The 21,587-nt window shown below is 64.0% G+C and carries 24 protein-coding genes; 20 read left to right on the top strand and 4 right to left on the bottom strand.

The window, feature by feature from the left end; all coding sequences use genetic code 11:
• Positions 1–54 precede the first annotated feature (54 nt).
• Both G8E10_RS02450 and G8E10_RS02445 read left to right on the top strand, forming a co-directional pair.
• Complete coding sequence (locus tag G8E10_RS02450; protein ID WP_110727393.1) at positions 55–327, top strand: DUF982 domain-containing protein; 273 nt, start codon at positions 55–57, stop codon at positions 325–327.
• Positions 328–490: 163 nt separating this feature from the next.
• Entirely contained in the window at positions 491–754 is a 264-nt protein-coding gene (locus G8E10_RS02445) for a BON domain-containing protein (protein WP_281517369.1), read from the top strand.
• A 26-nt stretch (positions 755–780) separates the two neighbouring features.
• On the opposite strand, the gene G8E10_RS02440 is transcribed toward G8E10_RS02445, so the two are convergent.
• Together G8E10_RS02440 and rsmI are read right to left on the bottom strand one after the other, a co-directional pair.
• Positions 781–1,146: a YraN family protein gene (locus G8E10_RS02440; RefSeq protein ID WP_167126527.1), complete on the bottom strand. Its 366-nt coding sequence runs from the start codon at positions 1,144–1,146 to the stop codon at positions 781–783.
• Positions 1,143–2,063, bottom strand: a complete 921-nt coding sequence (rsmI, locus tag G8E10_RS02435; protein WP_167126524.1) for a 16S rRNA (cytidine(1402)-2'-O)-methyltransferase — start codon at positions 2,061–2,063, stop codon at positions 1,143–1,145. Before rsmI ends, G8E10_RS02440 begins: the two co-directional genes overlap by 4 nt.
• 231 nt (positions 2,064–2,294) lie before the next feature.
• Here rsmI and dnaN point away from each other — a divergent pair, with 231 nt between their 5' ends.
• Positions 2,295–3,413 (top strand): DNA polymerase III subunit beta, encoded by a 1,119-nt coding sequence (gene dnaN / locus G8E10_RS02430; protein ID WP_092931645.1) that lies wholly within the window; start codon positions 2,295–2,297, stop codon positions 3,411–3,413.
• A 47-nt stretch (positions 3,414–3,460) separates the two neighbouring features.
• Here dnaN and G8E10_RS02425 read toward each other — a convergent pair whose 3' ends face one another.
• Positions 3,461–4,372 (bottom strand): arginase family protein, encoded by a 912-nt coding sequence (locus G8E10_RS02425; protein WP_167126521.1) that lies wholly within the window; start codon positions 4,370–4,372, stop codon positions 3,461–3,463.
• 201 nt (positions 4,373–4,573) lie between these two features.
• Here G8E10_RS02425 and pmtA point away from each other — a divergent pair, with 201 nt between their 5' ends.
• The 5 genes from pmtA (at position 4,574) to G8E10_RS02400 (ending at position 7,940) form a co-directional block, all read left to right on the top strand.
• Complete coding sequence (gene pmtA / locus G8E10_RS02420; RefSeq protein ID WP_132664189.1) at positions 4,574–5,170, top strand: phospholipid N-methyltransferase PmtA; 597 nt, start codon at positions 4,574–4,576, stop codon at positions 5,168–5,170.
• 7 nt (positions 5,171–5,177) lie between these two features.
• Positions 5,178–5,816 carry a histidine phosphatase family protein gene (locus tag G8E10_RS02415; protein WP_167126518.1) on the top strand — a complete coding sequence of 213 codons (639 nt, stop codon included), beginning with the start codon at positions 5,178–5,180 and terminating at the stop codon, positions 5,814–5,816.
• The gene (pyrF, locus tag G8E10_RS02410; RefSeq protein ID WP_167126515.1) at positions 5,809–6,522 is read left to right on the top strand and encodes an orotidine-5'-phosphate decarboxylase; all 714 of its coding nucleotides are present in this window, start codon (positions 5,809–5,811) and stop codon (positions 6,520–6,522) included. The genes G8E10_RS02415 and pyrF overlap by 8 nt, the downstream gene beginning before the upstream one ends.
• A gap of 37 nt (positions 6,523–6,559) precedes the next feature.
• Positions 6,560–6,847 carry a DUF1330 domain-containing protein gene (locus G8E10_RS02405; protein ID WP_167126512.1) on the top strand — a complete coding sequence of 96 codons (288 nt, stop codon included), beginning with the start codon at positions 6,560–6,562 and terminating at the stop codon, positions 6,845–6,847.
• A gap of 112 nt (positions 6,848–6,959) precedes the next feature.
• Positions 6,960–7,940, top strand: a complete 981-nt coding sequence (locus tag G8E10_RS02400) for a complex I NDUFA9 subunit family protein (RefSeq protein ID WP_167126509.1) — start codon at positions 6,960–6,962, stop codon at positions 7,938–7,940.
• A 519-nt stretch (positions 7,941–8,459) separates the two neighbouring features.
• On the opposite strand, the gene G8E10_RS02395 is transcribed toward G8E10_RS02400, so the two are convergent.
• Positions 8,460–9,266: an undecaprenyl-diphosphate phosphatase gene (locus G8E10_RS02395; protein WP_167126506.1), complete on the bottom strand. Its 807-nt coding sequence runs from the start codon at positions 9,264–9,266 to the stop codon at positions 8,460–8,462.
• Between the two features lie 195 nt (positions 9,267–9,461).
• On the opposite strand from G8E10_RS02395, the gene G8E10_RS02390 reads away from it, so the two are divergent.
• The 12 genes from G8E10_RS02390 to G8E10_RS02335 all read left to right on the top strand — a co-directional run bounded on the left by G8E10_RS02390 (position 9,462) and on the right by G8E10_RS02335 (position 21,509).
• On the top strand, positions 9,462–10,154 hold the full coding sequence (locus tag G8E10_RS02390; protein WP_092931663.1) for a glutathione S-transferase family protein: 693 nt from the start codon (positions 9,462–9,464) through the stop codon (positions 10,152–10,154).
• Entirely contained in the window at positions 10,135–11,310 is a 1,176-nt protein-coding gene (gene queG, locus G8E10_RS02385; protein ID WP_167126503.1) for a tRNA epoxyqueuosine(34) reductase QueG, read from the top strand. The genes G8E10_RS02390 and queG overlap by 20 nt, the downstream gene beginning before the upstream one ends.
• Entirely contained in the window at positions 11,310–12,182 is an 873-nt protein-coding gene (locus G8E10_RS02380; protein ID WP_167126499.1) for an SDR family oxidoreductase, read from the top strand. Before queG ends, G8E10_RS02380 begins: the two co-directional genes overlap by 1 nt.
• Positions 12,183–12,530: 348 nt before the next feature.
• Positions 12,531–12,902, top strand: coding sequence for a septal ring lytic transglycosylase RlpA family protein (locus G8E10_RS02375; RefSeq protein WP_425530812.1), 372 nt, complete (start codon positions 12,531–12,533; stop codon positions 12,900–12,902).
• 198 nt (positions 12,903–13,100) lie between these two features.
• On the top strand, positions 13,101–14,390 hold the full coding sequence (locus G8E10_RS02370; protein ID WP_167126496.1) for an RsmB/NOP family class I SAM-dependent RNA methyltransferase: 1,290 nt from the start codon (positions 13,101–13,103) through the stop codon (positions 14,388–14,390).
• A gap of 166 nt (positions 14,391–14,556) precedes the next feature.
• A complete protein-coding gene (locus tag G8E10_RS02365) occupies positions 14,557–15,837 on the top strand; it encodes an imelysin family protein (protein ID WP_167126493.1) in 1,281 nt (426 codons plus the stop codon).
• 146 nt (positions 15,838–15,983) lie between these two features.
• On the top strand, positions 15,984–17,453 hold the full coding sequence (locus G8E10_RS02360) for a di-heme oxidoreductase family protein (RefSeq protein WP_281517396.1): 1,470 nt from the start codon (positions 15,984–15,986) through the stop codon (positions 17,451–17,453).
• On the top strand, positions 17,453–18,586 hold the full coding sequence (locus G8E10_RS02355; protein ID WP_167126487.1) for an imelysin family protein: 1,134 nt from the start codon (positions 17,453–17,455) through the stop codon (positions 18,584–18,586). The genes G8E10_RS02360 and G8E10_RS02355 overlap by 1 nt, the downstream gene beginning before the upstream one ends.
• Positions 18,587–18,598: 12 nt before the next feature.
• A complete protein-coding gene (locus tag G8E10_RS02350; protein WP_167126484.1) occupies positions 18,599–19,681 on the top strand; it encodes a DUF1513 domain-containing protein in 1,083 nt (360 codons plus the stop codon).
• Between the two features lie 147 nt (positions 19,682–19,828).
• The gene (locus G8E10_RS02345; protein ID WP_167126481.1) at positions 19,829–20,281 is read left to right on the top strand and encodes a TspO/MBR family protein; all 453 of its coding nucleotides are present in this window, start codon (positions 19,829–19,831) and stop codon (positions 20,279–20,281) included.
• A 116-nt stretch (positions 20,282–20,397) separates the two neighbouring features.
• Positions 20,398–20,850: a PaaI family thioesterase gene (locus G8E10_RS02340; RefSeq protein ID WP_132664169.1), complete on the top strand. Its 453-nt coding sequence runs from the start codon at positions 20,398–20,400 to the stop codon at positions 20,848–20,850.
• A 17-nt stretch (positions 20,851–20,867) separates the two neighbouring features.
• Positions 20,868–21,509, top strand: coding sequence for a 5'-methylthioadenosine/S-adenosylhomocysteine nucleosidase (locus tag G8E10_RS02335; protein ID WP_167127115.1), 642 nt, complete (start codon positions 20,868–20,870; stop codon positions 21,507–21,509).
• Positions 21,510–21,587: the final 78 nt, after the last annotated feature.

Genomic DNA, 21,587 nt, shown 5'->3' with positions numbered 1-21,587 from the left:
CGTAAGTTTCGACTGTCATAATACGGACCGGTACCCGCAATGGAGGGATTGGACATGGCGGTCAGCGAAAAATGGTGGCAACAACCCGTTTTGCTCGAATTGGACGGCATCGGAGATTATCGCGCCGTTCGCAATACGCGGGAGGCGGCGGAGGTCCTGCTCGACAGATGGCCGACCCATGAGGGCGTTGCCTACAAGGCCGCCATCCGGATGTGCCGCTATGTGCTCAACGGCGAGCAACCCGCCGACTACGCGCGCGAGGATTTCATTGCCGCTGCGGTCGAGGCCTATATTCATGTCGATGAGAGCCGTCCTTCAGCCTCTTGACGCCTGCGGTCGCGCCGGTGTTGGCACCCCGCCAACCACACGGCACATGATGGAACATCCAAGGATATCCGGCGTTTGCACATCAACCAAAACGCTGATCGGCAATAGGCTCCGGCAGGGGCCAAGAGCAGGAAGCGGCCAGCAAGCAACGAGGGATGCGGGCATGCCGATGGACAAGCAAATGTATTGCCGACGCGACGACGAGCCCCACCTGCGGGACGACGATCTCGCGGGCAAGGTTGCCCGGTACATCCAGTATGTCGCGCTGGTGGATACGGCCCACCTCAACGTCATCGCCATCGGACGAACCATCATCCTCTCCGGCTCCGTTGCCAACGAGGCAGAGCTTGGTTGCGTTGAGCAGGCAGCGGCGTCGGTGATCGGTGTTCATCTTGTCGAGAACAACGTCACCGTCCGCCGCCACTGAGCATTCCCCAAGCCCTCAACGCCTGGCTAGAACGCATCGCGGATATGGACCGGCCAGCGCCAAGGCCTGATGGCCATGATGTCGTAGCGAATGGAAAGGCGATCCGCGTCTCTCTGTTTTTGAAGCCAGAGGTCGCTCGCCCCGCGAATGCGTGCCTTCGACTGCTCGCTAACCGCAAAGATCGCCGTATCGACGGTTGCGCGCGCTTTCACCTCGACGCAAGCGATGAGATTGCCACGCCGGGCGATGATATCGATCTCTCCGAGCTTCGTGCGGTGGCGGAAGGCGATGATCCGGTAGCCGCGCAGCATGAGCGCCAAGGCAGCGAAATATTCCGCAAGCGCGCCCTTTCGAACCGCCTGCAAGCGCCGCCGGTCTGCCGTTCCCGTCACGGCTGCTCTTTCAGCGCCAGAAGCCGGTCGTAAAGCGTTCGCCGGTTGAGGCCCGTCACTTTCGCCGCCTCGGTTGCCGCCTTGCCGGCCGGCAGTTCAGCCGACAGACGGGTCAGCAGTGCGTCCACATCCCGCTCGTCCGGTGCCGCCTCTTCCGGTGGCGGGCCGATGACCAGCACGATCTCACCTTTGACGACAATATCGCCGCCATAATGATCGGCAAGCGCGCCGAGCGTTCCCCGCCGGAATTCTTCGTAGGTTTTGGTCAGTTCACGGCAGACGACGGCAGCGCGCTCCCGGCCGAGCGTTTCTGCCGCACCCACCAGTGTCGCGCCGATCCGGTGCGGCGATTCGAAGAAGATGAGCGTCGCCGGTACGCGGGCGAGTTTGGCCAGCCTGTCGCGGCGCGCCTTGTCCTTCGAGGGCAGGAATCCGGCAAACAGGAAAGCCTCGTTGGAAAGGCCGGAGCCGACCAAGGCGGCCAGCGGTGCGGAGGGTCCGGGAAGCGGCACCACCCGGTGCCCCGCCTCGATGGCCGTCTGGGCAAGCCGATAGCCGGGGTCGGAAACCAGCGGCGTGCCCGCATCCGAGACGAGCGCGACCGAGCGGCCCGCATCGAGCGCGGCGATCAGCCGGGGGCCGGCCTCGTTGGCATTGTGCTCGTGATAGGCATAGGGGCGGTTGGTAATGCCGTAGCGATCCAGCAGAACGCGGGTGACGCGGGTGTCCTCGCAGGCCAGCACATCGGCGCCTGCCAGCGTTTCCAGCGCCCGCAGGGTGATGTCGCCGAGATTGCCGATGGGCGTTGCCACCAGATACAGCGCCGGCTCGATCGGCCGCGCGTCCACGATCGTGTCGTGGACGCGGTAGCTGCGCGGCCGTGTGCCGGCATCCCGTTCTGTTGTCTTATCCTTCATGCAGTCTTTATGGGCGAGCCGGCTCCTGCCCGCAAGCCGGTGCGCTGAACGATAATGGTGGGTAGTTCGGCTTCAGGGTCGGCTTGGCTCTTGCACTTCGCCACAGTGTAGTGCCATTTTGCGCGTCCATATCCACGCCGCCCTTCGGCCGCCCGCGGCCCGGTGGTCGAGGCGTTCAAGAGTTCATGCCGGGAAGCGTCTTCCGGTCCTGATGGAAAGCGACAGCATCACATGCGCATTACGATCGAGCGGTCCAATCTTCTCAAATCGCTGAACCATGTCCACCGGGTCGTCGAGCGCCGGAACACCATTCCGATCCTGTCGAACGTGCTGCTGCGGGCCGAAGGCGAAAGCCTCGACATGAAGGCGACCGACCTCGATCTCGAAATCACCGAGGCGACGCCCGCCCAAGTCGAGCAGCCGGGCGCCACCACCGTGCCGGCCCACCTTCTCTACGACATCGTGCGCAAGCTGTCGGATGGTTCGGAAGTGCGGCTTTCGACCAATGCCGAGGGCACGGCGATGACTGTTGCCTCCGGCCGGTCGAAATTCTCGCTCCAGTGCCTGCCGCAGTCGGATTTTCCGGATCTGAACGCCGGCACCTTCACGCACAAGTTCACCATGAAGGCGACCGATCTGAAGATGCTGATCGATCGCACGCAGTTCGCGATCTCCACGGAGGAGACGCGTTACTACCTGAACGGCATCTACATCCACACGATCGAAAGCAAGGGCGACCTGAAGCTGCGCGCCGTGGCGACCGACGGTCACCGCCTCGCGCGCGCCGATCTGGAGGCGCCGTCCGGCTCCGAAGGTATGCCGGGCATCATCATTCCCCGCAAGACGGTGGGCGAGCTGCAGAAGCTGGTGGACCAGCCCGACGCAACCGTGACGCTGGAAATCTCCGACGCCAAGATCCGGATGAGCATCGGCTCGATCGTCATGACGTCGAAGCTGATCGACGGCACGTTCCCGGATTACCAGCGCGTCATCCCGGCCAACAATGAGAAGGAACTGCGGATCGACTGCCAGTCCTTCGCGCAGGCCGTCGATCGCGTCTCTACGATTTCCTCCGAGCGCGGCCGCGCCGTCAAGCTCGCGCTCGCCGATGGGCAGCTGACGCTGACCGTCAACAATCCCGACAGCGGCAGCGCGACGGAAGAGCTGCCGGTCGGCTACGACAACGAGCCGCTCGAAATCGGCTTCAACGCCAAATACCTCCTCGACATCACGGCCCAGCTTTCGGGAACCGAAGCCGTCTTCATGCTCGCGGATGCGGGTTCGCCCACTCTCGTGCGCGACCTTGCCGGTGAAGATGCGCTGTATGTGCTGATGCCGATGCGGGTGTAGTCTACACCTGCTGCGGCAGGCCATATCTCCATAGAAAGCCGGGCCGTTTACCTCTGGCGGATGATCCTGCCGATGGCGTTGACGACCAAGCGTGACGCCGTCAACGCCGAGATGCCCCCAATGTCGGCCGGCGGAAAAAGCTCGACCAGATCGAACCCGACGAGCCGGCCACGCGTGCCGACGCCGGCGATGATGTCGATCACCTGCGTATAGGTCAGCCCGCCCGATGACGGTGCAGCCACGCCCGGCATCATGCTCGGGTCGAGACCGTCGCAATCCACCGTTATGACGACCTTCGCTCCCTCCGGGATATGCCGAAGGGCTGCTGCGACACCGTCGGCGTGAACCTGCCGTGCGGTAATGAGGTTGCTGCCAAAGCGCAGCGCATCCTCGACCTCGACACGGCGCGCACTGCCGATACCCCGCATGCCCACCTGAACGATGCCTGCGACATGGGGCATCTCGCTCGCCCGCCGCATGGGGCTTGAATAGCCGTATCGCTCACCGTGCAGGGTGTCTCGCCAGTCAATATGAGCATCGATCTGGACGATCCATATCGGCCCTGCGTCCGCAAAGCCCGAGAGGAACGGAATCACCACGGAATCGTCGCCGCCGAGAAGAATCGGAACGGCACCCGTTGCGAGAAGCTCCCGTGTCGTCGCTTCGATACGTGCCCGGTTGCCCGCATTGTCCTCCATTCGGGTCGGCACGTTCCCAAGATCGACGCAGCAAGGCGCGCCTTCCTCGAAGAGCGGGCCGCCAAGATCGAAATCCCAGTGATCGATCAGGCCAGCATCCTCCTGGCTTGCTGCCCGAATGGCGTCCGCGGCGAGCGCATATCCGCTGCTGTCTTTGCCCGCATAGGTGCTTCCGTGCCCTGCACCGAAGACGGCGGCGATAGGCTTGGTGTCCTGAGGAAGGCGATCCGGAAAGCCGAGGAAGGAAGATGCACCGTTCATTCTGGAGCTCCGTGCTGTTTCGAGCAGCAGTCTACACGCTGGCCACCATTCTCGCAGCCAATGTTCGGATCGCGTCAGGCATGTCGGCTAGGCTTAAAGTTAACAACGAAATGACGCAAAGAGAACGGTTTTTGTCGCCTAGGGTTTTTGAATGCGGTATGACAGCGAACGCTCAAGCAGCGAGTCGGAGTGGAGACGAGTATGAATTTGCGTTTGAAAGAGCGTTTCGGCAAGAAATTCGATGAGGAAATCCGGTTCTTCAAGGGCTGGCGCAGCAACATGAAGGCCGTCGGTGCGATCACGCCGACCTCGTCGATTGCGGCACGGCGGATGGCGAGCGTCATCGATACGGGCTCCGGTCTTCCAGTCCTCGAACTCGGGCCCGGCACGGGCGTAATCACCAAGGCGATCCTCGATCATGGCGTGGCGCCCGAGCAGCTCGTTTCGGTCGAATATTCGAGCGATTTCTACAATCAGCTCCTGAAGCGCTTTCCCACGGTCGAGTTCATCAACGGCGATGCCTTCAATCTCGGAACGACGCTCGGCCGTCGGGCCAGCGACCAGTTCGATTGCGTCATCTGCGCCGTGCCGCTCCTCACCATCCCGATGCATCGTCGCGTCGCGCTGATCGAGGATCTGCTGACGCGGGTGCCCGTCGGCCGCCCGGTGGTGCAGATTTCCTACGGCCCGCGCTCGCCGGTCGCCAATATGCCGGACCGGTTCCGCACAGAACAGCTCGACTTCATCATGCGCAACATCCCGCCGGCACGGCTCTGGATCTACCGCAAGACCCACTGAGGCCCTCATGTTCGGTCTCTATATCAGCCACCCCGAGGTCGCGATCGATCCGGACGTGCCGATCCCGCGCTGGGGGCTCTCCGAAAAGGGTCGCCAGCGGGCCCGGACTGCCGCCGCCTCCGGATGGGCGCGCCGCATCGGTCGTATCGTCTCCTCGGACGAGACGAAGGCGCTGGAGACGGCAGCCATTTTTGCCGAAGCGTCGGTCGTGTCGGTCGAGGTGCTGGCGAACGCCGGCGAGAACGACCGCTCGGCGACAGGCTTCCTGCCGCCGGCGGAGTTCGAGGCGGCAGCGGACAGCTTCTTTGCCGAACCTGCCGCGAGCTTCCGTGGCTGGGAAACGGCCGATGACGCTCAGGCCCGCATCGTTCGCGCCGTCACGTCCGTGCTCGACGCGCATGATCCCTCGATCCCGATCGCCTTCATCGGCCATGGCGGCGTCGGCACGTTGCTCTACTGTCATCTCTCCGGCATTCCCATTTCGCGGGCGCACGATCAGGGGCCGGGCGGCGGCGGCAATCTTTTCGCGTTTCCCCTCGGCAGCTCGCTGCTAGATGCCGGCGACACGGCTTTTCCCCTTGCCCGCAGGCGTCCGGTGTGCAAGTGGACCCGCATCGAGGACTGGCAGGGGTGGACGGATGGCTGAGGCAGTGCGCGACAGGTTGATCATCGGTCTCGACGTTCCCACGATCGCCGAGGCGCAAGGCATCGTCGATGCCATCGGTGACGACGGGCAGTTCTACAAGATCGGCTACCAGCTGGTCTTTGCCGGCGGTCTCGACTTTGCGAGAGACCTCGCCGCATCGGGCAAGAAGATCTTCCTCGACATGAAGCTTCTCGACATCGACAACACGGTCGCCAAAGGCGTCGAGAACATCGCGCGCATGGGCATGACCATGCTGACGCTGCATGCCTATCCGAAAGCCATGGCCGCTGCGGTCGAGGCCGCGAAGGGTTCCGGCCTCTGCCTGCTCGGCGTGACCGTGCTGACCTCGATGGATGCCGACGATCTGACGGCCGCCGGCTATGCCGACGATCCCCGCGCGCTCGTGCTGCGCCGGGCAGCGCAGGCCCGCGAAGCGGGGATGGGCGGCATCGTCTGTTCCGCAGAGGAGGCCGCGATCGTTCGCGAGGTCGTCGGTCCCGATCTCGCCGTGGTCACGCCCGGCATCCGGCCCGTGGGGGCCGACAAGGGCGACCAGAAGCGGGTGATGACCCCGTTCGATGCGATCTCGGCCGGTGCGAGCCACCTCGTCGTCGGGCGGCCGATCGTGAAGGCGGAAGACCCGCGGGCTGCAACGCGCGCTATCCTCGACGATATGCGCCGCGCGGCCTGGCCGAGCAACGACTGACCGTTTCAACACCGCACGTTTCAAGAAGGAGATCGCCATGGCCAAAGGATACTGGATCGCCCGCGTCGATGTTCGCGATGCCGAGCGCTACAAGGATTACGTCTCGGCGGCCAAGCCCGCCTTCGAGGCATACGGCGCCGTCTTCCTCGCGCGCGGCGGACCGGTGGAAAAGCTGGAAGGCGACATCCGGGCGCGCAATGTGATCATCGAATTCCCTTCGGTGGAGGCCGCCGTCGCCTGCTACCATTCGCCGGAATACCAGATCGCCGCGGCCATCCGCCAAGAGGTCGCCGATGCCGACATGCTGGTGGTCGAAGGCGTCTGAGCCGCGCTGCCCGTCTGCGACATGTTGCGCCGCATGATACCTTCCCGTAGGAGGCGAGGTAAGCTATATCGCATGTCTGATCCTGCCTGAAAAAACACCGGAGCGCCGTTCCATGACCCTGTCCAATCTTCCCCCGCTCGTCACCGTCTTCGGCGGATCGGGATTCGTCGGGAGGCACGTGGTGCGCGCGCTTGCTCGGCGCGGTTTCCGCATCCGGGTCGCCGTGCGCCGCCCCGATCTGGCGGGCTTCCTTCAGCCGCTCGGCAATGTCGGCCAGATCTCCTTCGTCCAGGCGAACCTGCGCTACCGCCAGTCGGTCGATGCGGCCGTTCAGGGCAGCGATCACGTCGTCAACTGCGTCGGCATCCTCTTCGAGGCCGGCCGTAACACGTTCGATGCCGTGCAGGATTTCGGCGCACGTGCCGTGGCCGAGGCCGCCCGCAGCGTCGGTGCATCGCTGACCCACGTCTCCGCGATCGGTGCGGATGCCGGCAGCGGGTCCATCTACGCCCAGTCGAAGGCGAAGGCCGAAAAGGCTGTGATGGAAATCACGCCGGATGCGGTCATCCTACGCCCCTCGATCGTCTTCGGTCCGGAAGACGGCTTCTTCAACAAGTTTGCCCAGATGTCGCGCTTTTCGCCGGCCCTGCCGCTGGTCGGCGGCGGCAAGACCGCGTTCCAGCCGGTCTATGTCGCGGATGTCGCGGAAGCTGTCGCGAAGGCCGTCGAAGGCAAGGTCGAGAAGGGCCGGATCTACGAACTCGGTGGCCCGGAAGTGCTGACCTTCCGCCAGTGTCTCGAAATCATGCTGAAGGCGATCGATCGCAAGCGCGCGCTCATCACGCTGCCCTTCGGCGCCGCATCCCTCATCGGCAGCATCGCCTCCATGGTGCCGCTCATCGCGCCGCCGCTGACGTCGGATCAGGTGACGCTGCTGAAGAGCGACAACGTCGTCTCGCCGGCGGCCGAAGCCGAAGGACGCACCTTCAAGGCCTTCGGCATCGAGCCGACGCTGGTCGAGGCGATCATCCCGAGCTACCTCGTCCGCTACCGGCCGCAGGGCCAGTACACCCGCTCCGGCAAGGCTGCTTGAGCGCTGACGAACGACAGAATGAACCAGCCGCCGGCTTATCACCGGCGGCTTTCGTTTGTCCGGGCGAGGCGGCGTTGCAGTTCTGCCGCACTGCACATTTGCCGTCGGCCTTTACCGGCGATTCAACATGTTGCGTTATTGCTTGTGCCGGTGCTGGAGCATAGACAGCAGCCGCGTGCCTTTGTCAGGATCAGGGCACGCCATTCCGACATCTCGAAAGGCTAGAGAGTAAATGGGTAAGTCGATCGCAATCTTCTTTGCGTGCGCGGCATTGGTCATCGTTGCAGGCTCGTTTGCCGCTCCGAAGACCGTGGCAGGCAGCCACGATAACTGTGCGCCGGCTTATGGCGTCGATCCTTGCACGACCTCGTCGATCGGTCTCGTTTCCGGTCGCTGACGCCGTCTTGCAGCCGTGATGTTTCATCGGCTGGCGATATGAATTTCTGAGGGTATGGCGGGGGCCAGGAAACCGCATGCAGACCGTGATCCGGCTGCATGCGGTTTTTTCTTGTTGAAGCGTCAGCCGAAAACGGTGAGGCCGATGAGGCCGACCGTGCCGACGACGATGCGCCAGATGGCGAACGGGGCAAAGCCGCGGCTGGACACGAAGGCGAGCAGCGAGCGCACCACGAGCAGCGCCGAGACGAAGGCGGCGATGAAGCCGACCGCGATCAGCGACGCATCGTTGAAATCCAGAACGTCGCGATTTTTGTAGAGATCCAGAACCGTCGCACCGAGCATGGTGGGGATGGCGAGGAAAAACGAAAATTCGGCGGCCGAGCGTTTGTCGGAGCCCATCAGGAGCGAACCGGCAATGGTCGCGCCGGAGCGGGACGTGCCGGGGATCATGGCGAGGCACTGGAACAGACCGATCTTCAGCGCGAGCGCCGGCGTGTAGTCCATCATGTCGTGGTAGCGCGGCTTCAGCGGCATGCGATCGATCGCGTAGAGAATGATGCCGCCGACGATCAGCATGACGCAGATCAGCTTCGGCGTCTCGAACAGCACGTTCTTGATGAAGTCATGAGCCAGAAACCCGATGACCGCCGCCGGCAGGAAGGCGAGCAGGATGAGAAGCACGAAGCGCCGGGCCTTGGGATCGCTGGGCAGCGCGATCAGGATCGACCAGAGCCGCTGGAAATAGACGGTGAGGATGGCGAGGATCGCGCCGAGCTGGATGATGATCTCGAAGGTCTTCCCCTTCGACTCAAAGCCCAGAAAATGGCCTGCCAGCAGGATATGCGCCGTGGAGGACACGGGAATGAACTCGGTCAGGCCTTCGATAAGGCCCAGAATGAGCGCACTGAAGATCGAATGTTCGGGCATGAGGTAAAGTTTCCTTTAAGCAAAGGAGTTTAAGGGTTCAAGAACCGGGGGAGGGCCGATTCGCTTGAGTTCGGGAAAGCTTGCTTCTATAGCTGCGACGAGCGCTGTCTTATAGCTGCCTTCTCTCTGCCATTGCCAGACGAAACCGCGCCCCGCGATCCAACCTTGAAAACCTGTTCCGAGACAGACGCATCGATGCCCACACTCTATCACCACCCCATGTCCACAGCGTCCCGTTTCGTCCGGCTCATCCTGTCGGAATACGGCTACCAGACGGATCTGACGGAAGAGCAGCCCTGGGAAAAGCGACGCGATTTTCTGGCGCTCAATCCGGCTGCGACGCTGCCCGTCTATGTCGATGACAGCATGCGGGCTTTGTGCGGCGCCGCCGTCATCTCCGAATATCTCGACGAGACCAATGGTGTCCTGAAACGCGAGCGCCGGCTTCTGGCGGAAGACCCGTTCCAGCGTGCGGAAATCCGCCGCCTGACCGAATGGTTCCTCCTGAAGATGGAGGCGGACGTGACGCGCCCTCTGGTGCGCGAGCGGATCTTCAAGCTGCAGATGACGGCAGAGCAGGGCGGCGGCGCGCCTGACTCGAAGATGCTGCGTCTGTCGCGCGCCAATATCCGCCAGCATATGAAGTACCTGTCCTGGCTTGCAGGGTCGCGCACCTATCTGGCGGGCGATCGCCTGTCCTATGCGGATCTCGCGGCGGCGGCGGCCCTCTCCGTGCTCGACTATATGGGCGAGATCGACTGGACGGAGGCGCCGGCCGCCAAGGACTGGTACCAGCGCCTGAAGTCGCGCCCCTCCTTTCGCCCGCTGCTGGCCGAGCGCGTGCGCGGCCTGACCCCGGTATCGCATTATGCGGACCTCGACTTCTGATCCGCAACGCCGCGCGGACGGCGCAACCCTGCGCCGCCGTGCGAGCCTCACGGCCTTCCTGAAGGCCGAAGCACGCGACAAGGGCTTCGACGTCTGTCGCGTCACGACGCCGGACACGATACCCGACGCACCGGCCCGCCTCGCGGATTTCCTCGATCACGACTATCACGGCACCATGGACTGGATGGCCGAGACCGCCGAGCGGCGTGCGGACCCGCGCACGCTCTGGAGCGAGGTGCGCTCCGTCGTCATGTTCGGCATGAACTATGGGCCTGACCACGACCCGCGCGCGGTGCTCGACCTGAAGGATCGCGGCGCCATTTCCGTCTATGCCCAGAACCGCGACTACCACGATGTCATCAAGGGGCGTCTGAAAGAGGTCGCGACACGCTTTGCCGCGCGGGCAGGCGCCGACGTCAAGGTTTTCGTGGATACGGCGCCGGTGATGGAAAAGCCGTTGGCCGAGCAGGCGGGCCTCGGCTGGCAGGGCAAGCACACCAATCTCGTCAGCCGCAGCTTCGGCTCATGGCTGTTCCTCGGCAGCCTGTTCACGACGGAAGACCTTGAGATCGATGCGCCCGAGCGCGATCATTGCGGCTCCTGTCGCGCGTGCCTCGATGCCTGCCCGACGGATGCCTTTCCAGCACCTTACAAGATCGACGCGCGCCGCTGCATCTCCTACCTCACGATCGAGCACAAGGGGCCGATCGACCCCGCGCTGCGCCCGGCCATCGGCAATCGCATCTATGGCTGCGACGACTGTCTCTCGGCCTGTCCCTGGAACAAGTTTGCCGCCGTCGCGAGCGAGATGAAGCTGAAGGCCCGCGCCGATCTCGCCGCGCCATCGCTCGCCCTTCTCCTCGCGCTGGACGATGCCGGTTTTCGCGCGCTGTTCTCCGGCTCGCCGGTCAAGCGCATCGGGCGCGATCGTTTTGTGCGCAACTGCCTGATCGCCGCCGGCAACTCCGGCGATCCCGCGCTGGTCGGCCCATGCCGCGCGCGCCTCACGGATGCCGCGCCCGTGGTGCGCGGCATGGCCGTCTGGGCGTTGTCCCGGCTGCTGTCGCCCGACGCTTTCAGGGAACTTGCCCGAGAGCGATCTCTGGAAGATGACAGCGAGGTCTTGGAAGAATGGATACGAGCAGGAGCCGCATGATGGACATTCTCATTCTGGGTGCCGGTTTTTCCGGCGCAGCCATTGCCCGCCGTCTCCTGCCGGAGTCACGCTCGGTCGCCGGTACCACCCGCTCGCAGGAGCGGCGGCAGACACTCGTCGATATGAGCCTCGATGCGCTGATCTATGACGGCGAAACGATCTCTCCCGAGCTCCGTGCTGTGATGCAGCGGACGACGCATCTCGTGCAGTCTATCGCGCCCGGCAAGGCCGGCGATCCGCTGATGCGGCCGGGAATGCCCGATATCACCACCCTTATGCCGAACCTCCGTTGGGCCGCCTATCTCTCGACCGTCGGCGTTTACGGCGATCACAAAGGGGCATGGGTGACCGAGGATGCACCGCTCGAACCCGTCTCAGACCGGTCCAAGGAGCGCGTCGAGGCGGAGCAGGCATGGCTGGAGCTTGGACAGGCCGCAGACATCCCTGTCGCCGTTCTCAGGCTCTCGGGCATTTACGGGCCGGGCCGCAACGGCTTCTGCAATCTGGCGAATGGCACGGCGCGGCGACTGGTGAAGCCCGGGCAGGTGTTCAACCGCATCCGCGTCGAGGATATAGCAGGCTCCGTCGCGTTTCTGAGCGAGAAAGGCATAGGCGGTATCTTCAACGTCACGGATGACGAGCCTGCCCCGCCGCAGGATGTCGTGCTGGAAGCCGCGCGCCTGATGGGCGTGACGCCCCCGCCGGAAATCGCTTTCGAGACCGCCGAACTCTCGCCGATGGCGCGCACCTTCTACGGCGAGAACAAGCGTGTTTCGAACGCAAAGCTACGCGCCGCCGGATATACCTTCCTCTATCCCGATTACCGTCAGTCTCTTCGTCAGATGTGGAATGAGGATTGCTGGAAATCCTGATGTAAGGGCTGAATTTCCTTTGCCGGCAATGCAACCATGTCGAGAGAATGCGATTCAGAGAACACTGCAAAGCGATCTGTTTTTCGCGATTTCAAACTTTTAATCTCATTTTATCCAGCCTGTGGAAAAATCATTCCACAAAAAGCCGTATTTTATGAATCGGTTTGATTCCACGGACTTTTTTCAGTCCAAGGATGATTTTTCAAAATTTTAAGAAAATTCAACGGACAGCAAAAGCAGTAAATCCTAACCGTTGCTTAACGGTTGAAGCACGTTTCCGCCATTTTTGCCCCGGACAAGCCGTCTCGTTCGCTGAAAAGCAAGACGATACGACGAAGGGGTACCTTGTTGACGAGTATGAAACTTGCCAATGTCGCACTGGCGGCATGCGTTGCTTTGGGGGCAACTTTCACATCCATCACACCATCACAAGCAGCCGGTGCCGGCTGCGGCGGCGCATCGTGGTATGCCCTCTCATCCCGGACAGCTTCCGGCGAGAGAATGAACGCTTCCTATCTGACCGCTGCGCATCGCAGCCTGAAGTTCGGAACCCGTGTCGAAGTCACCAACAAACGCAACGGCAAGAGCGTCGTCGTTCGCATCAATGATCGCGGCCCGTTCATTCGCGGCCGTGTCCTTGACCTTTCCAAGGCCGCAGCTTCACAGGTGGGCATGGTGAGTTCGGGTCACGCCAGCATCTGTTATCGCGTCGTCGGTTAAAGCCCGACGCTGAAAAAGGTTCCCGGAAAAGATCGGGGCCGATGGATAGACTTCCTCCACGGCCTAAGCACGGCACGGGAATGTGGAGGGAAGGACAAAGGCCGCAAAAGGCCTTCCCGCTTGCTCTTCGCCTTCATCGCCGGTACACGCGCCGAGATAGACGATGGATTTGTGCTGCGGACCGATGGAGTGTGACCGATGCGACTGGGTGGACGACTTGCCGGTGCGATCGATGTTCTCTCCGACATCGAGACGCGAAAGCGCCCTGTCGCGGATGCGCTGAAGGACTGGGGCCTTGCCCATCGGTTCGCCGGCTCCGGCGACCGCGCCGCGATCGGCAATATCGTCTACGACGCGCTCCGCCAGAAACTGTCCCACGCCTACCTGATGGACGACGATAGCGCGACCGCGCTCGGTTACGCCGTCATGCTGCGCCAGTGGGGCCAGACGCCGGAAACGCTGGCGGCAAGCCTGGAGGGTGACCGCTTCGCGCCGCCCCCGCTGCCCGAAGCCGCCTTGGCCGCTTTTCGCAGCCGCGCTCTTAAGGACGCACCCGCGCATGTTCAGGGAGATGTTCCGGAATGGGTGGTGCCGTCCTTCCAGGCGGTCTTCGGCGATCGCTGGCTGGAGGAAGCCGCGGCACTGGCCGAACGCCCGGCCCTCGACCTGCGCGTCAACACGCTGAAGGCCGATCGCGCGAAAGTTATCAAAGCGCTCGATGAGGCCGGCGTGCAGCCGACCGAAACCGCGCGGCAGGGCCTGCGCGTCGCCCCCGGCGAAGGCCCCTCGAGGCTCCCGAACGTCACGGCCGAGCTTTCCTTCCAAAAGGGTTGGTTCGAGGTTCAGGACGAAGGTTCGCAGATCGTCGCCGATCTGGTCGGTGCGACCGGTGGCGAGCAGATCCTCGATTACTGCGCCGGCGGCGGTGGCAAGACGCTGGCTCTGTCCGCGACCATGGACAACAAGGGCCAGGTCCACGCCTTCGATACCGACCGCAAGCGCCTGGCGCCGATCATCGAGCGGCTGAAGCGGGCGGGTACCCGCAACGTTCAGGTTCACGACCGGCCCCAGGCGCTCGCCAATCTGACGGACCGCTGCGATGCCGTGCTGGTGGATGCCCCCTGCACGGGCACCGGAACATGGCGCCGCCGTCCGGATACTAAATGGCGCCTGAACGAGCGCAACATCCAGGAGCGTCAGGGTCAGCAGCGCGAGGCGCTGGCGGAAGCTGCGCGCTACGTCCGTCCCGGCGGGCGGCTCGTCTATGTCACCTGTTCCGTCCTGCCGGAAGAAAACGACCGGCAGGTCGATCGCTTCCTTGGAGAGAACCCGGCCTTCACGGCCATGTCGGCGCTCGATAGCTGGAATGCCCTGTTCGGCATGGCCGGTCGCCGCCCGGTTACGCGCGATGGTCGCACGCTGACGCTGTCGCCGGCATCCACCGCGACCGACGGCTTCTTCTTCGCCATGCTGCAACGGCAGGCGTGACAGGTTCAAAGCATTCTAAACTATACGCTTTGACACAAGTTTCGTTTTGGTTCATGAGGATCGAACGGGACAGGGCAGTGCTTGAGGGCGCGCCCGGTCCCGGATCCGTTTCACGCGTGCGGTACCCCCTGTCCGGACCCCGGCCGGGCTCCGCCGAGGAGAGGTCATGACCGTATCATTCCTTCGTACCGCCGCTCTGGCACTGGCGACCGCCACCTCCGTGCTGACAATTCAGTCGGCCCATGCCGCGACCGATGCCGCTGCCGTGCTCAAGCATTACTCCGAAGTGGCCCATGCCAAGTTCGAGGACGCTCTGACGACCGCGCAGGCGCTCGACAAAGCCGTGGACGCGCTGATCGCGACGCCGAGCGAAGCCACGCTCAAGGCCGCCCGCGAAGCCTGGCTCGTCGCCCGCAACCCCTATCAGGAAACCGAAGTCTACCGCTTCGGCAACCCGATCGTCGATGAGTGGGAAGGCAAGGTCAATGCCTGGCCACTCGACGAGGGCCTGATCGACTATGTCGATGCGAGCTATGGCAGTGAAAGCGACGAGAACGCGCTCTTTACAGCGAACGTCATTGCCAACAAGACGATCTCCATCGACGGCAAGGAAATCGACGCATCCAAGATCACGCCGGAGTTCCTGTCGGGCACCCTGCAGGAAGCCGACGGCATCGAGGCGAACGTGGCGACCGGCTATCACGCCATCGAGTTCCTGCTCTGGGGCCAGGACCTGAACGGCACCGGTCCGGGCGCCGGCAATCGTCCCTACACCGACTATGACACGAAGGCCTGCACCAACGGCAATTGCGATCGCCGCGCCGCCTATCTCAAGGCCGCGACCGATCTGCTCGTTTCCGACCTGAAGGAAATGGTCGCCAACTGGACGCCGGACGGTGCCGCCACCAAGCATGTCGAAGCCGATCCGAAGGCCGGCCTCACCGCCATCCTGACCGGCATGGGTTCGCTGTCTTATGGCGAGCTTGCCGGCGAGCGCATGAAGCTCGGCCTGCTGCTGCACGATCCGGAAGAAGAGCATGACTGCTTCTCGGACAACACCTACAATTCGCATCTTCACGACGCGATCGGCATCGAGCAGGCCTATCTCGGCACCTATACCCGCACCGACGGCACGAAGCTGACCGGGCCGTCCCTGTCCGAACTCGTCGCCGCCAAGGATCCGGCCGTCGATGCCGAGATGAAGGAAAAGCTCGCTGCGACCGTTGCGGCCATGCAGGCGATGGCCACGCGCGGCCAGACGGTCGAGGCCTACGACCAGATGATCGGGGAAGGCAATACCGAAGGCAATGCCGTCGTCCAGAAGGCCATCGACGGGCTCATCGCCCAGTCGAAGACCGTCGAGCGCGTGCTGACGGCACTGGATCTCGGCAAGATCGAACTCGAAGGCTCCGACAGCCTCGACAACCCGAACGCCGTCTTCAAATGAGCGCCGCGTCCGGACGCAGCGGAGCCTGATCCGCGATGACCGCCCGGACCACACCTCGTTTTCTCATGCCCATCACCGCCGCGACCCTCGCGGCGGCTTTCGTCATGGCATGGGCAGGCTGGCGTTTCTCCGCGGCTGATGACCCTATGCCTGTGCTTGCCGTCCCGCACAGCGAGAAGGCGCCTCAGAGAACCGACCTGTCGGAAAAGGACAGACGCCGCGTTGCCGACGTTGTCAGGCCAACGCATGACTTCTCCCGACCTGAGCCTTTCGAGGCCATGGCTGGTGGCGCCGGAACCTCGACCGCAAAGCCCGACCGGGCCGGGCTCACGCATCCTGCAGGCAATCTCGATGGTGGTGGGGAAGAGAGCTTCCGCCTCGGCAGCGCCCTGTTTGAAAAGCTCTGGGTATCCTCGCCATCCTCGACACAGGCGTCGGACGGCCTCGGCCCGCTCTACAATGCCCGCTCCTGCGAAACCTGCCATATCAGGGATGGGCGAGGGCGCCCGCCAGCAGGTGCCGCCGGAAGCCCCTCGCTGGTTCTGAAGTTCTCGTTCCCCGATACTTTGAGGTCCGGTGCGGGAGGCGACCCGGTCTATGGCCGGCAGTTGCAGGATAGCGGCGTTCCCGGCCTGCCGGCCGAGGGGCATCTGGCGCTCCGCTACGAAGAGCTGCTGGTCACACTGGCCGACGGCGAACGCGTGAGCCTGCGCCGCCCGGTCTACGGCATCGAAGGCCTTAGCTACGGGGCGCTTGACAGCGCCACCCGCCTGTCGCCGCGCCTCGCGCCGCCGATGACCGGCCTCGGTTTGCTGGAGGCGATCGACGTTGCCGATATCCTTGCCCATGCGGACCCGGATGATCGCGATGGCGACGGCATCAGCGGCCGGCCGTCCTGGCTGGCGCCGGGAGCGAGTGGCGCGCCCGTGCTCGGCCGCTTCGGCTGGAAGGCGCAGGCTGCAACCGTTCGGGCCCAGGCGGCGGATGCCTTTGCGACCGATATCGGCATCTCCACACCCGACGACATGAGAAGCCATGGCGATTGCACCGCCCGGCAACCGCAATGCCTTGCCATGGAGGACGGCGTGCAAGAGAGATTGGGGCCAAGCGAGGCGCCCGATCCGGTGCTCGATCTCGTCGCTTTCTATGCCCGCCACCTCGCCGTCCCGGCGCGGCGGAACGTCGCGGCACCCGCCGTTCTCAAGGGCAAGCGCCTCTTTTCCGACTCGGGCTGCACCTCCTGCCATGTCCCGAAATTCGTCACCCGCCGCGATCCGACATCGCCGTCCACGGCTTTCCAGCTCATCTTGCCCTATTCCGACCTGCTCCTGCACGACATGGGCGAAGGCCTGTCCGATACCGTCCCGGCGTCCGCTCCGGGGAGCACGGACGAGGCGAAGCCGCTGCCGGGGGAATGGCGCACGCCGCCGCTTTGGGGTATCGGTCTTGCACAAACCGTCGATGCGCGGGCGGGCTTCCTGCATGACGGCCGCGCGCAGACGCTGACCGAGGCCGTTCTCTGGCACGGTGGTGAGGCGCAGGCCGCGCGCGATCGTTTCGTTTCCCTCGACGCCGCGGATCGCCGGGCGTTGCTCGCCTTTCTGGAGTCGCTCTGATGCGTCTATGGACAGCCTTCCTGCTCACCGCGGCACTTGTTTCCGCCACGCCTGCCGTCGCGCAAGAAGCGGACGACGATGTCGGCGCAGCGCCATCGAGCGGACTGGTGGCAGACGCCGTGCCGACGGCCATGGCCCGCGCCGTCGATGGCTTCATCCGCCCCGGCTACCGCGATCTGGTGGAGCGCACGGGCGCGCTGGCCGATCACCTTCGCCCGCTCTGCCACCGGCCATCGCCGCAGTCGCTCGCCCGTGCCAAGCGCGCGTTCTCCGAGGTTACCGCCGCCTGGTCGCGCATCGAGATCGTCCGCGTCGGACCCGTTCTCGATGACAACCGGTTCGAGCGCGTCCTGTTCTTTCCCGATCGCAAGAGCACGGGCCTGAAACAGGTTCAGCGGATCCTCGCCGAGAATGACGAGACCGCGACGATCGCCACCTCGCTGCGCGGCAAGAGCGTCGCGGTGCAGGGGCTCGGCGCACTGGAATACGTGCTGTTCGGCACCGATGCCGACGAGCTGCTCGATGCGCCCGATGGCTTCCGTTGCCGCTATGCCCGCGCCATCGCCGAAAACCTCACAAGCGTCGCCGCAGAACTGAGCGCCGCCTGGGAAAACCCGCGAGGCGTACAGGCCGCCTGGAAGGCGCCGGGGCCGGACAATCCGCTCTACCGGACGGAGGGAGAGGCCGCGACCGAACTTCTCGGCATCCTCGTCCACGGCGTGGAAAGCCTGCGCGACCAGCGCCTGCGCCCGGTCTTTGCCGGCGCGATCACCCCTGTGCCGTCTGCGGGCCACCCAAGGCTTGCCGTCTACTGGCGCTCCGGCGAGACGATGGAGTCCGTTGCCGGCAATGCCCGTGGCCTCAAGGCCCTGTTCGACACCGCCGGCATGCAGGCGCTTCTGCCGGCAGACAAGCAGTCGATCGCCGACTCGATCGACATCGTCTTCAACGATCTCATCGCCTCGGCCGATGCCGTCGATCAGCCGATCGACAAGGCGCTGATGGACCCGGCCGAACGCGCGAAACTGCTCCTCGTCCTGCGCAATGCCAACGACCTGTTGCAACGGCTGAACATGGACTTCGGCGCAGCGATCGGGCTTGGCGCCGGGTTCTCCTTTGCCGATGGCGACTGACGGGGCTGAGTCATGACGCTTCTCGACAGACGAGCCTTCCTCTCTATGGCCGGCGCCGCCTGGGCGGCGTCGCTCTCGCCTGCGTCCGCCACGGCTCTTACCCGGACGGACGCTGTCTTTGCCTCCGCCTTCAGAGATGGCGATGGGTCCTACGGCATCGCGACCGTCTCCGAGGAAGGCGAGGTCATCGATCGTCATGTCCTGCCGGATCGCGCCCATGGATTGGCCCATTCGCCGGTATCCGGCCGCACCGTCGCCTTTGCTCGTCGCCCGGGAACCTTCGCGATGATCCTCGAAGGGGCCGCAGGCAATGAGCCGGTCGTCATCACCGCCAGCGAGGGACGGCATTTCTTCGGGCATGGCTGCTTCTCGGCGGATGGTCGGCTGCTCTACGCGACGGAGAACGACTTCGCTGCCAATCGCGGCATGATCGGCGTCTATGACGGAACGGACGGTTTCAGTCGCATCGCCGAATTCCCGACCCATGGCATCGGTCCACACGATATGACGCTGTCGCCGGATGGACGCCTGCTGGTGGTCGCCAATGGCGGCATCGAGACGCATCCGGATTTCGGGCGGACCAAGCTGAACCTCGATCACATGGAGCCGTCCCTGGCGCTCATCGAAACGGCGACCGGCCGTCTGGTCGAGCGTCACGTCATGCCGCCGCATCTCCGGCAGCTCTCGACCCGGCATGTGGACATCGATGCGAAAGGTCAGATCTGGTTTGCCTGCCAGTATGAGGGGCCCCGCAATGCCCGCCCGCCCGTCGCCGGCGTGTTCGCGCCCGGCGAGGACATTCGCTTTCTCGACCTGCCGGAGGAAGCCTCGGCGGCGCTTTCCAACTACGTCGGCGCCATCGCCGTCCACCGCGAGCAAGGCCTGGTCGGGCTCGCCTCCCCGAAAGGCGGGGCGGTCGTCACCGTCGATGCGCGCACCGGCGCCTTCGTCCGGCTGGACAGGCTTGCCGATGCCGCTGGCATCGCGCCGGCGCAGGGCCCGGGTTTTGCGGTCTCCTCCTATGACGGCCGTTTTGCGAGAAGGAGCACCTCCATCGCCTGGGACCAGCATATCGTCCGCACCCGCCCGACCTGAGCTATGCCTCGGCACCTCACTGTAAAACGCTGGGCTCTGCCCTAATTTTCCGTCCACCTCGCTTGCCGAAATCCCAAGCCCAGTTTCGCAGCTGTCCGGTCTCGAAGCATTCGCGCTCCGGCTGGACATTCCCTTGATCGGACCCTCATGCCCCCACTCCCGACCTATGCTCTCTTCATCGTCGCTGTCGTCGCCTGCGGCCTCCTCATCGGCATCAACAATATCCCCGGCGAATGGTACCAGTCCCTCCAGAAGCCGCCGTTCAACCCGCCGAACTGGATCTTCGCGCCGGTCTGGACCACGCTCTACGTGATCATCGGATATGTCGGCGCCCGCACTTTTCTGCACCATCGGCGCTCGCGCGCCATGCGCTTCTGGGGTGCCCAGATGCTGTTCAACTTCGCCTGGTCGCCGCTGTTCTTCGGCTTTCACGAGATCGCTCTGGCGCTGATCGTCATCCTCGCACTGCTGATCTCGGTCTACGCCTTCATCGCCGTCTCCTGGCAGCAGGATCGCCTGTCGGCATGGCTCTTCATGCCTTATGCCGCGTGGGTCTCGTTTGCGACGCTTCTCAACGGCTCTATTCTGCTCCTGAACTGAGGATCGCAAACCCCAAGCCCTTGCGGGGAAGGGGAGCTGCGTGCCAGTCTCCGCCCGTTCCAAACGCGTTGCCGGCACAAGGACCGGTCAGGAGCTGTAGCAGAGGGGTGTTGGGCATGGCTGAGACGACTGAACCGGACTTTCGCGCCCGTGTCCGCCGGAGTTTCGACCGGCAGGCCTTCATGCGCATGATCGGCGCGGAACTGACACGCGTCGAACAGGGCATGGTGGAAATCGAACTGCCCTTCAACGAGATGATGACGCAGCAGCACGGCATTCTCCATGCCGGCATCATCTCGTCCGCGCTGGAAACGGCGGGCACCTATGCCGGTTACTCCGTGCTGGAGCCGGATGCGGGGCTGCTGACCATCGAGTTCAAGGTTAACCTTCTCTCGCCCGGCCGGGGCGAGCGTTTCCTGTTTCGCGGCGAAGTGACAAAGCCCGGCACCACCATCATCGTCTCAGACGGCCGCGCCTATGCCATGTCGCAGGACGCCCCGCCGAAACTGATCGCCTCGATGACGGCCACCAAGATGGTCGTGCGCGACCGCGAAGGATTTGCAGAGTGAGCAAGAAACCCGATGTGATGCCCGAGACCCTGCTGAAGCCGGTGGGCGAGCAAGCCATTATCTATGTCATGGCGGCGGAGGCCGAATACGGCCCGCATCTGAAGACCCGAATGACGCCGCTGATGACCGGCGTCGGCCCGGTGGAGGCGGCCGTCTCCGTCACGCGCGCGCTGTCGCGGCTTTCGACCTTAAACCGTCTCCCGGCGCTCGTCGTCTCCCTCGGATCGGCCGGCTCCGCCACGCTGGAGCAGGCGGAAATCTATCAGGCCACCTCGGTTGCCTATCGCGATATGGACGCCTCACCGCTCGGCTTCGAGAAGGGCGCGACGCCCTTCCTCGATTTGGCCGTCACGGTTCCCTTGCCCCTGCGCATCCCGGGCCTTGCGGAGGCGAGCCTCTCCACCGGCGGCAATATCGTTTCCGGATCTGCCTATGCCGACATCGCCGCCGATATGGTGGATATGGAAACGTTTGCCGTGCTGCGCGCCTGCCAGGCCTTCGGCGTGCCGCTTCTGGCACTGCGCGGTATTTCCGATGGCAAGGCCGAGCTTCGCCATGTCTCCGACTGGACGGCCTATCTCCATGTCATCGACGAGAAGCTCGCAGCCGTGGTGGACAGGCTGGAAACGGCGATGGCGCAGAGTGCACTCGGCCTTTGAACTGCGCAAAAGCGGGTTAGACGTTGCACTTGCCGGCCTGTTTATTTAAAGGCTCGGAATGATCCCGCGCGTGAAAAG

It is taken from the genome of Ferranicluibacter rubi (assembly GCF_011603255.1).
In the GTDB taxonomy this organism is placed as follows: domain Bacteria; phylum Pseudomonadota; class Alphaproteobacteria; order Rhizobiales; family Rhizobiaceae; genus Ferranicluibacter; species Ferranicluibacter rubi.
The sequence above is the reverse complement of the archived record's forward strand: the minus strand, read 5'-3'. Positions and strand labels throughout refer to the sequence as shown.

What these genes read in the sequence shown, in the direction of transcription:
- pyrF (WP_167126515.1), top strand. Translation starts at nt 5,809, where the DNA reads ATGGCTGAGGCAGTGCGCGACAGGTTGATCATCGGTCTCGACGTTCCC.
- G8E10_RS02425 (WP_167126521.1), bottom strand. Translation starts at nt 4,372, where the DNA reads ATGAACGGTGCATCTTCCTTCCTCGGCTTTCCGGATCGCCTTCCTCAG.
- G8E10_RS02400 (WP_167126509.1), top strand. Translation starts at nt 6,960, where the DNA reads ATGACCCTGTCCAATCTTCCCCCGCTCGTCACCGTCTTCGGCGGATCG.
- G8E10_RS02450 (WP_110727393.1), top strand. Translation starts at nt 55, where the DNA reads ATGGCGGTCAGCGAAAAATGGTGGCAACAACCCGTTTTGCTCGAATTG.
- G8E10_RS02360 (WP_281517396.1), top strand. Translation starts at nt 15,984, where the DNA reads ATGCCTGTGCTTGCCGTCCCGCACAGCGAGAAGGCGCCTCAGAGAACC.
- G8E10_RS02370 (WP_167126496.1), top strand. Translation starts at nt 13,101, where the DNA reads ATGCGACTGGGTGGACGACTTGCCGGTGCGATCGATGTTCTCTCCGAC.
- G8E10_RS02415 (WP_167126518.1), top strand. Translation starts at nt 5,178, where the DNA reads ATGTTCGGTCTCTATATCAGCCACCCCGAGGTCGCGATCGATCCGGAC.
- G8E10_RS02345 (WP_167126481.1), top strand. Translation starts at nt 19,829, where the DNA reads ATGCCCCCACTCCCGACCTATGCTCTCTTCATCGTCGCTGTCGTCGCC.
- rsmI (WP_167126524.1), bottom strand. Translation starts at nt 2,063, where the DNA reads ATGAAGGATAAGACAACAGAACGGGATGCCGGCACACGGCCGCGCAGC.
- G8E10_RS02405 (WP_167126512.1), top strand. Translation starts at nt 6,560, where the DNA reads ATGGCCAAAGGATACTGGATCGCCCGCGTCGATGTTCGCGATGCCGAG.
- G8E10_RS02355 (WP_167126487.1), top strand. Translation starts at nt 17,453, where the DNA reads ATGCGTCTATGGACAGCCTTCCTGCTCACCGCGGCACTTGTTTCCGCC.
- G8E10_RS02350 (WP_167126484.1), top strand. Translation starts at nt 18,599, where the DNA reads ATGACGCTTCTCGACAGACGAGCCTTCCTCTCTATGGCCGGCGCCGCC.
- G8E10_RS02335 (WP_167127115.1), top strand. Translation starts at nt 20,868, where the DNA reads ATGCCCGAGACCCTGCTGAAGCCGGTGGGCGAGCAAGCCATTATCTAT.
- dnaN (WP_092931645.1), top strand. Translation starts at nt 2,295, where the DNA reads ATGCGCATTACGATCGAGCGGTCCAATCTTCTCAAATCGCTGAACCAT.
- G8E10_RS02365 (WP_167126493.1), top strand. Translation starts at nt 14,557, where the DNA reads ATGACCGTATCATTCCTTCGTACCGCCGCTCTGGCACTGGCGACCGCC.
- queG (WP_167126503.1), top strand. Translation starts at nt 10,135, where the DNA reads ATGCGGACCTCGACTTCTGATCCGCAACGCCGCGCGGACGGCGCAACC.
- G8E10_RS02340 (WP_132664169.1), top strand. Translation starts at nt 20,398, where the DNA reads ATGGCTGAGACGACTGAACCGGACTTTCGCGCCCGTGTCCGCCGGAGT.
- G8E10_RS02395 (WP_167126506.1), bottom strand. Translation starts at nt 9,266, where the DNA reads ATGCCCGAACATTCGATCTTCAGTGCGCTCATTCTGGGCCTTATCGAA.
- G8E10_RS02390 (WP_092931663.1), top strand. Translation starts at nt 9,462, where the DNA reads ATGCCCACACTCTATCACCACCCCATGTCCACAGCGTCCCGTTTCGTC.
- G8E10_RS02380 (WP_167126499.1), top strand. Translation starts at nt 11,310, where the DNA reads ATGGACATTCTCATTCTGGGTGCCGGTTTTTCCGGCGCAGCCATTGCC.
- pmtA (WP_132664189.1), top strand. Translation starts at nt 4,574, where the DNA reads ATGAATTTGCGTTTGAAAGAGCGTTTCGGCAAGAAATTCGATGAGGAA.
- G8E10_RS02445 (WP_281517369.1), top strand. Translation starts at nt 491, where the DNA reads ATGCCGATGGACAAGCAAATGTATTGCCGACGCGACGACGAGCCCCAC.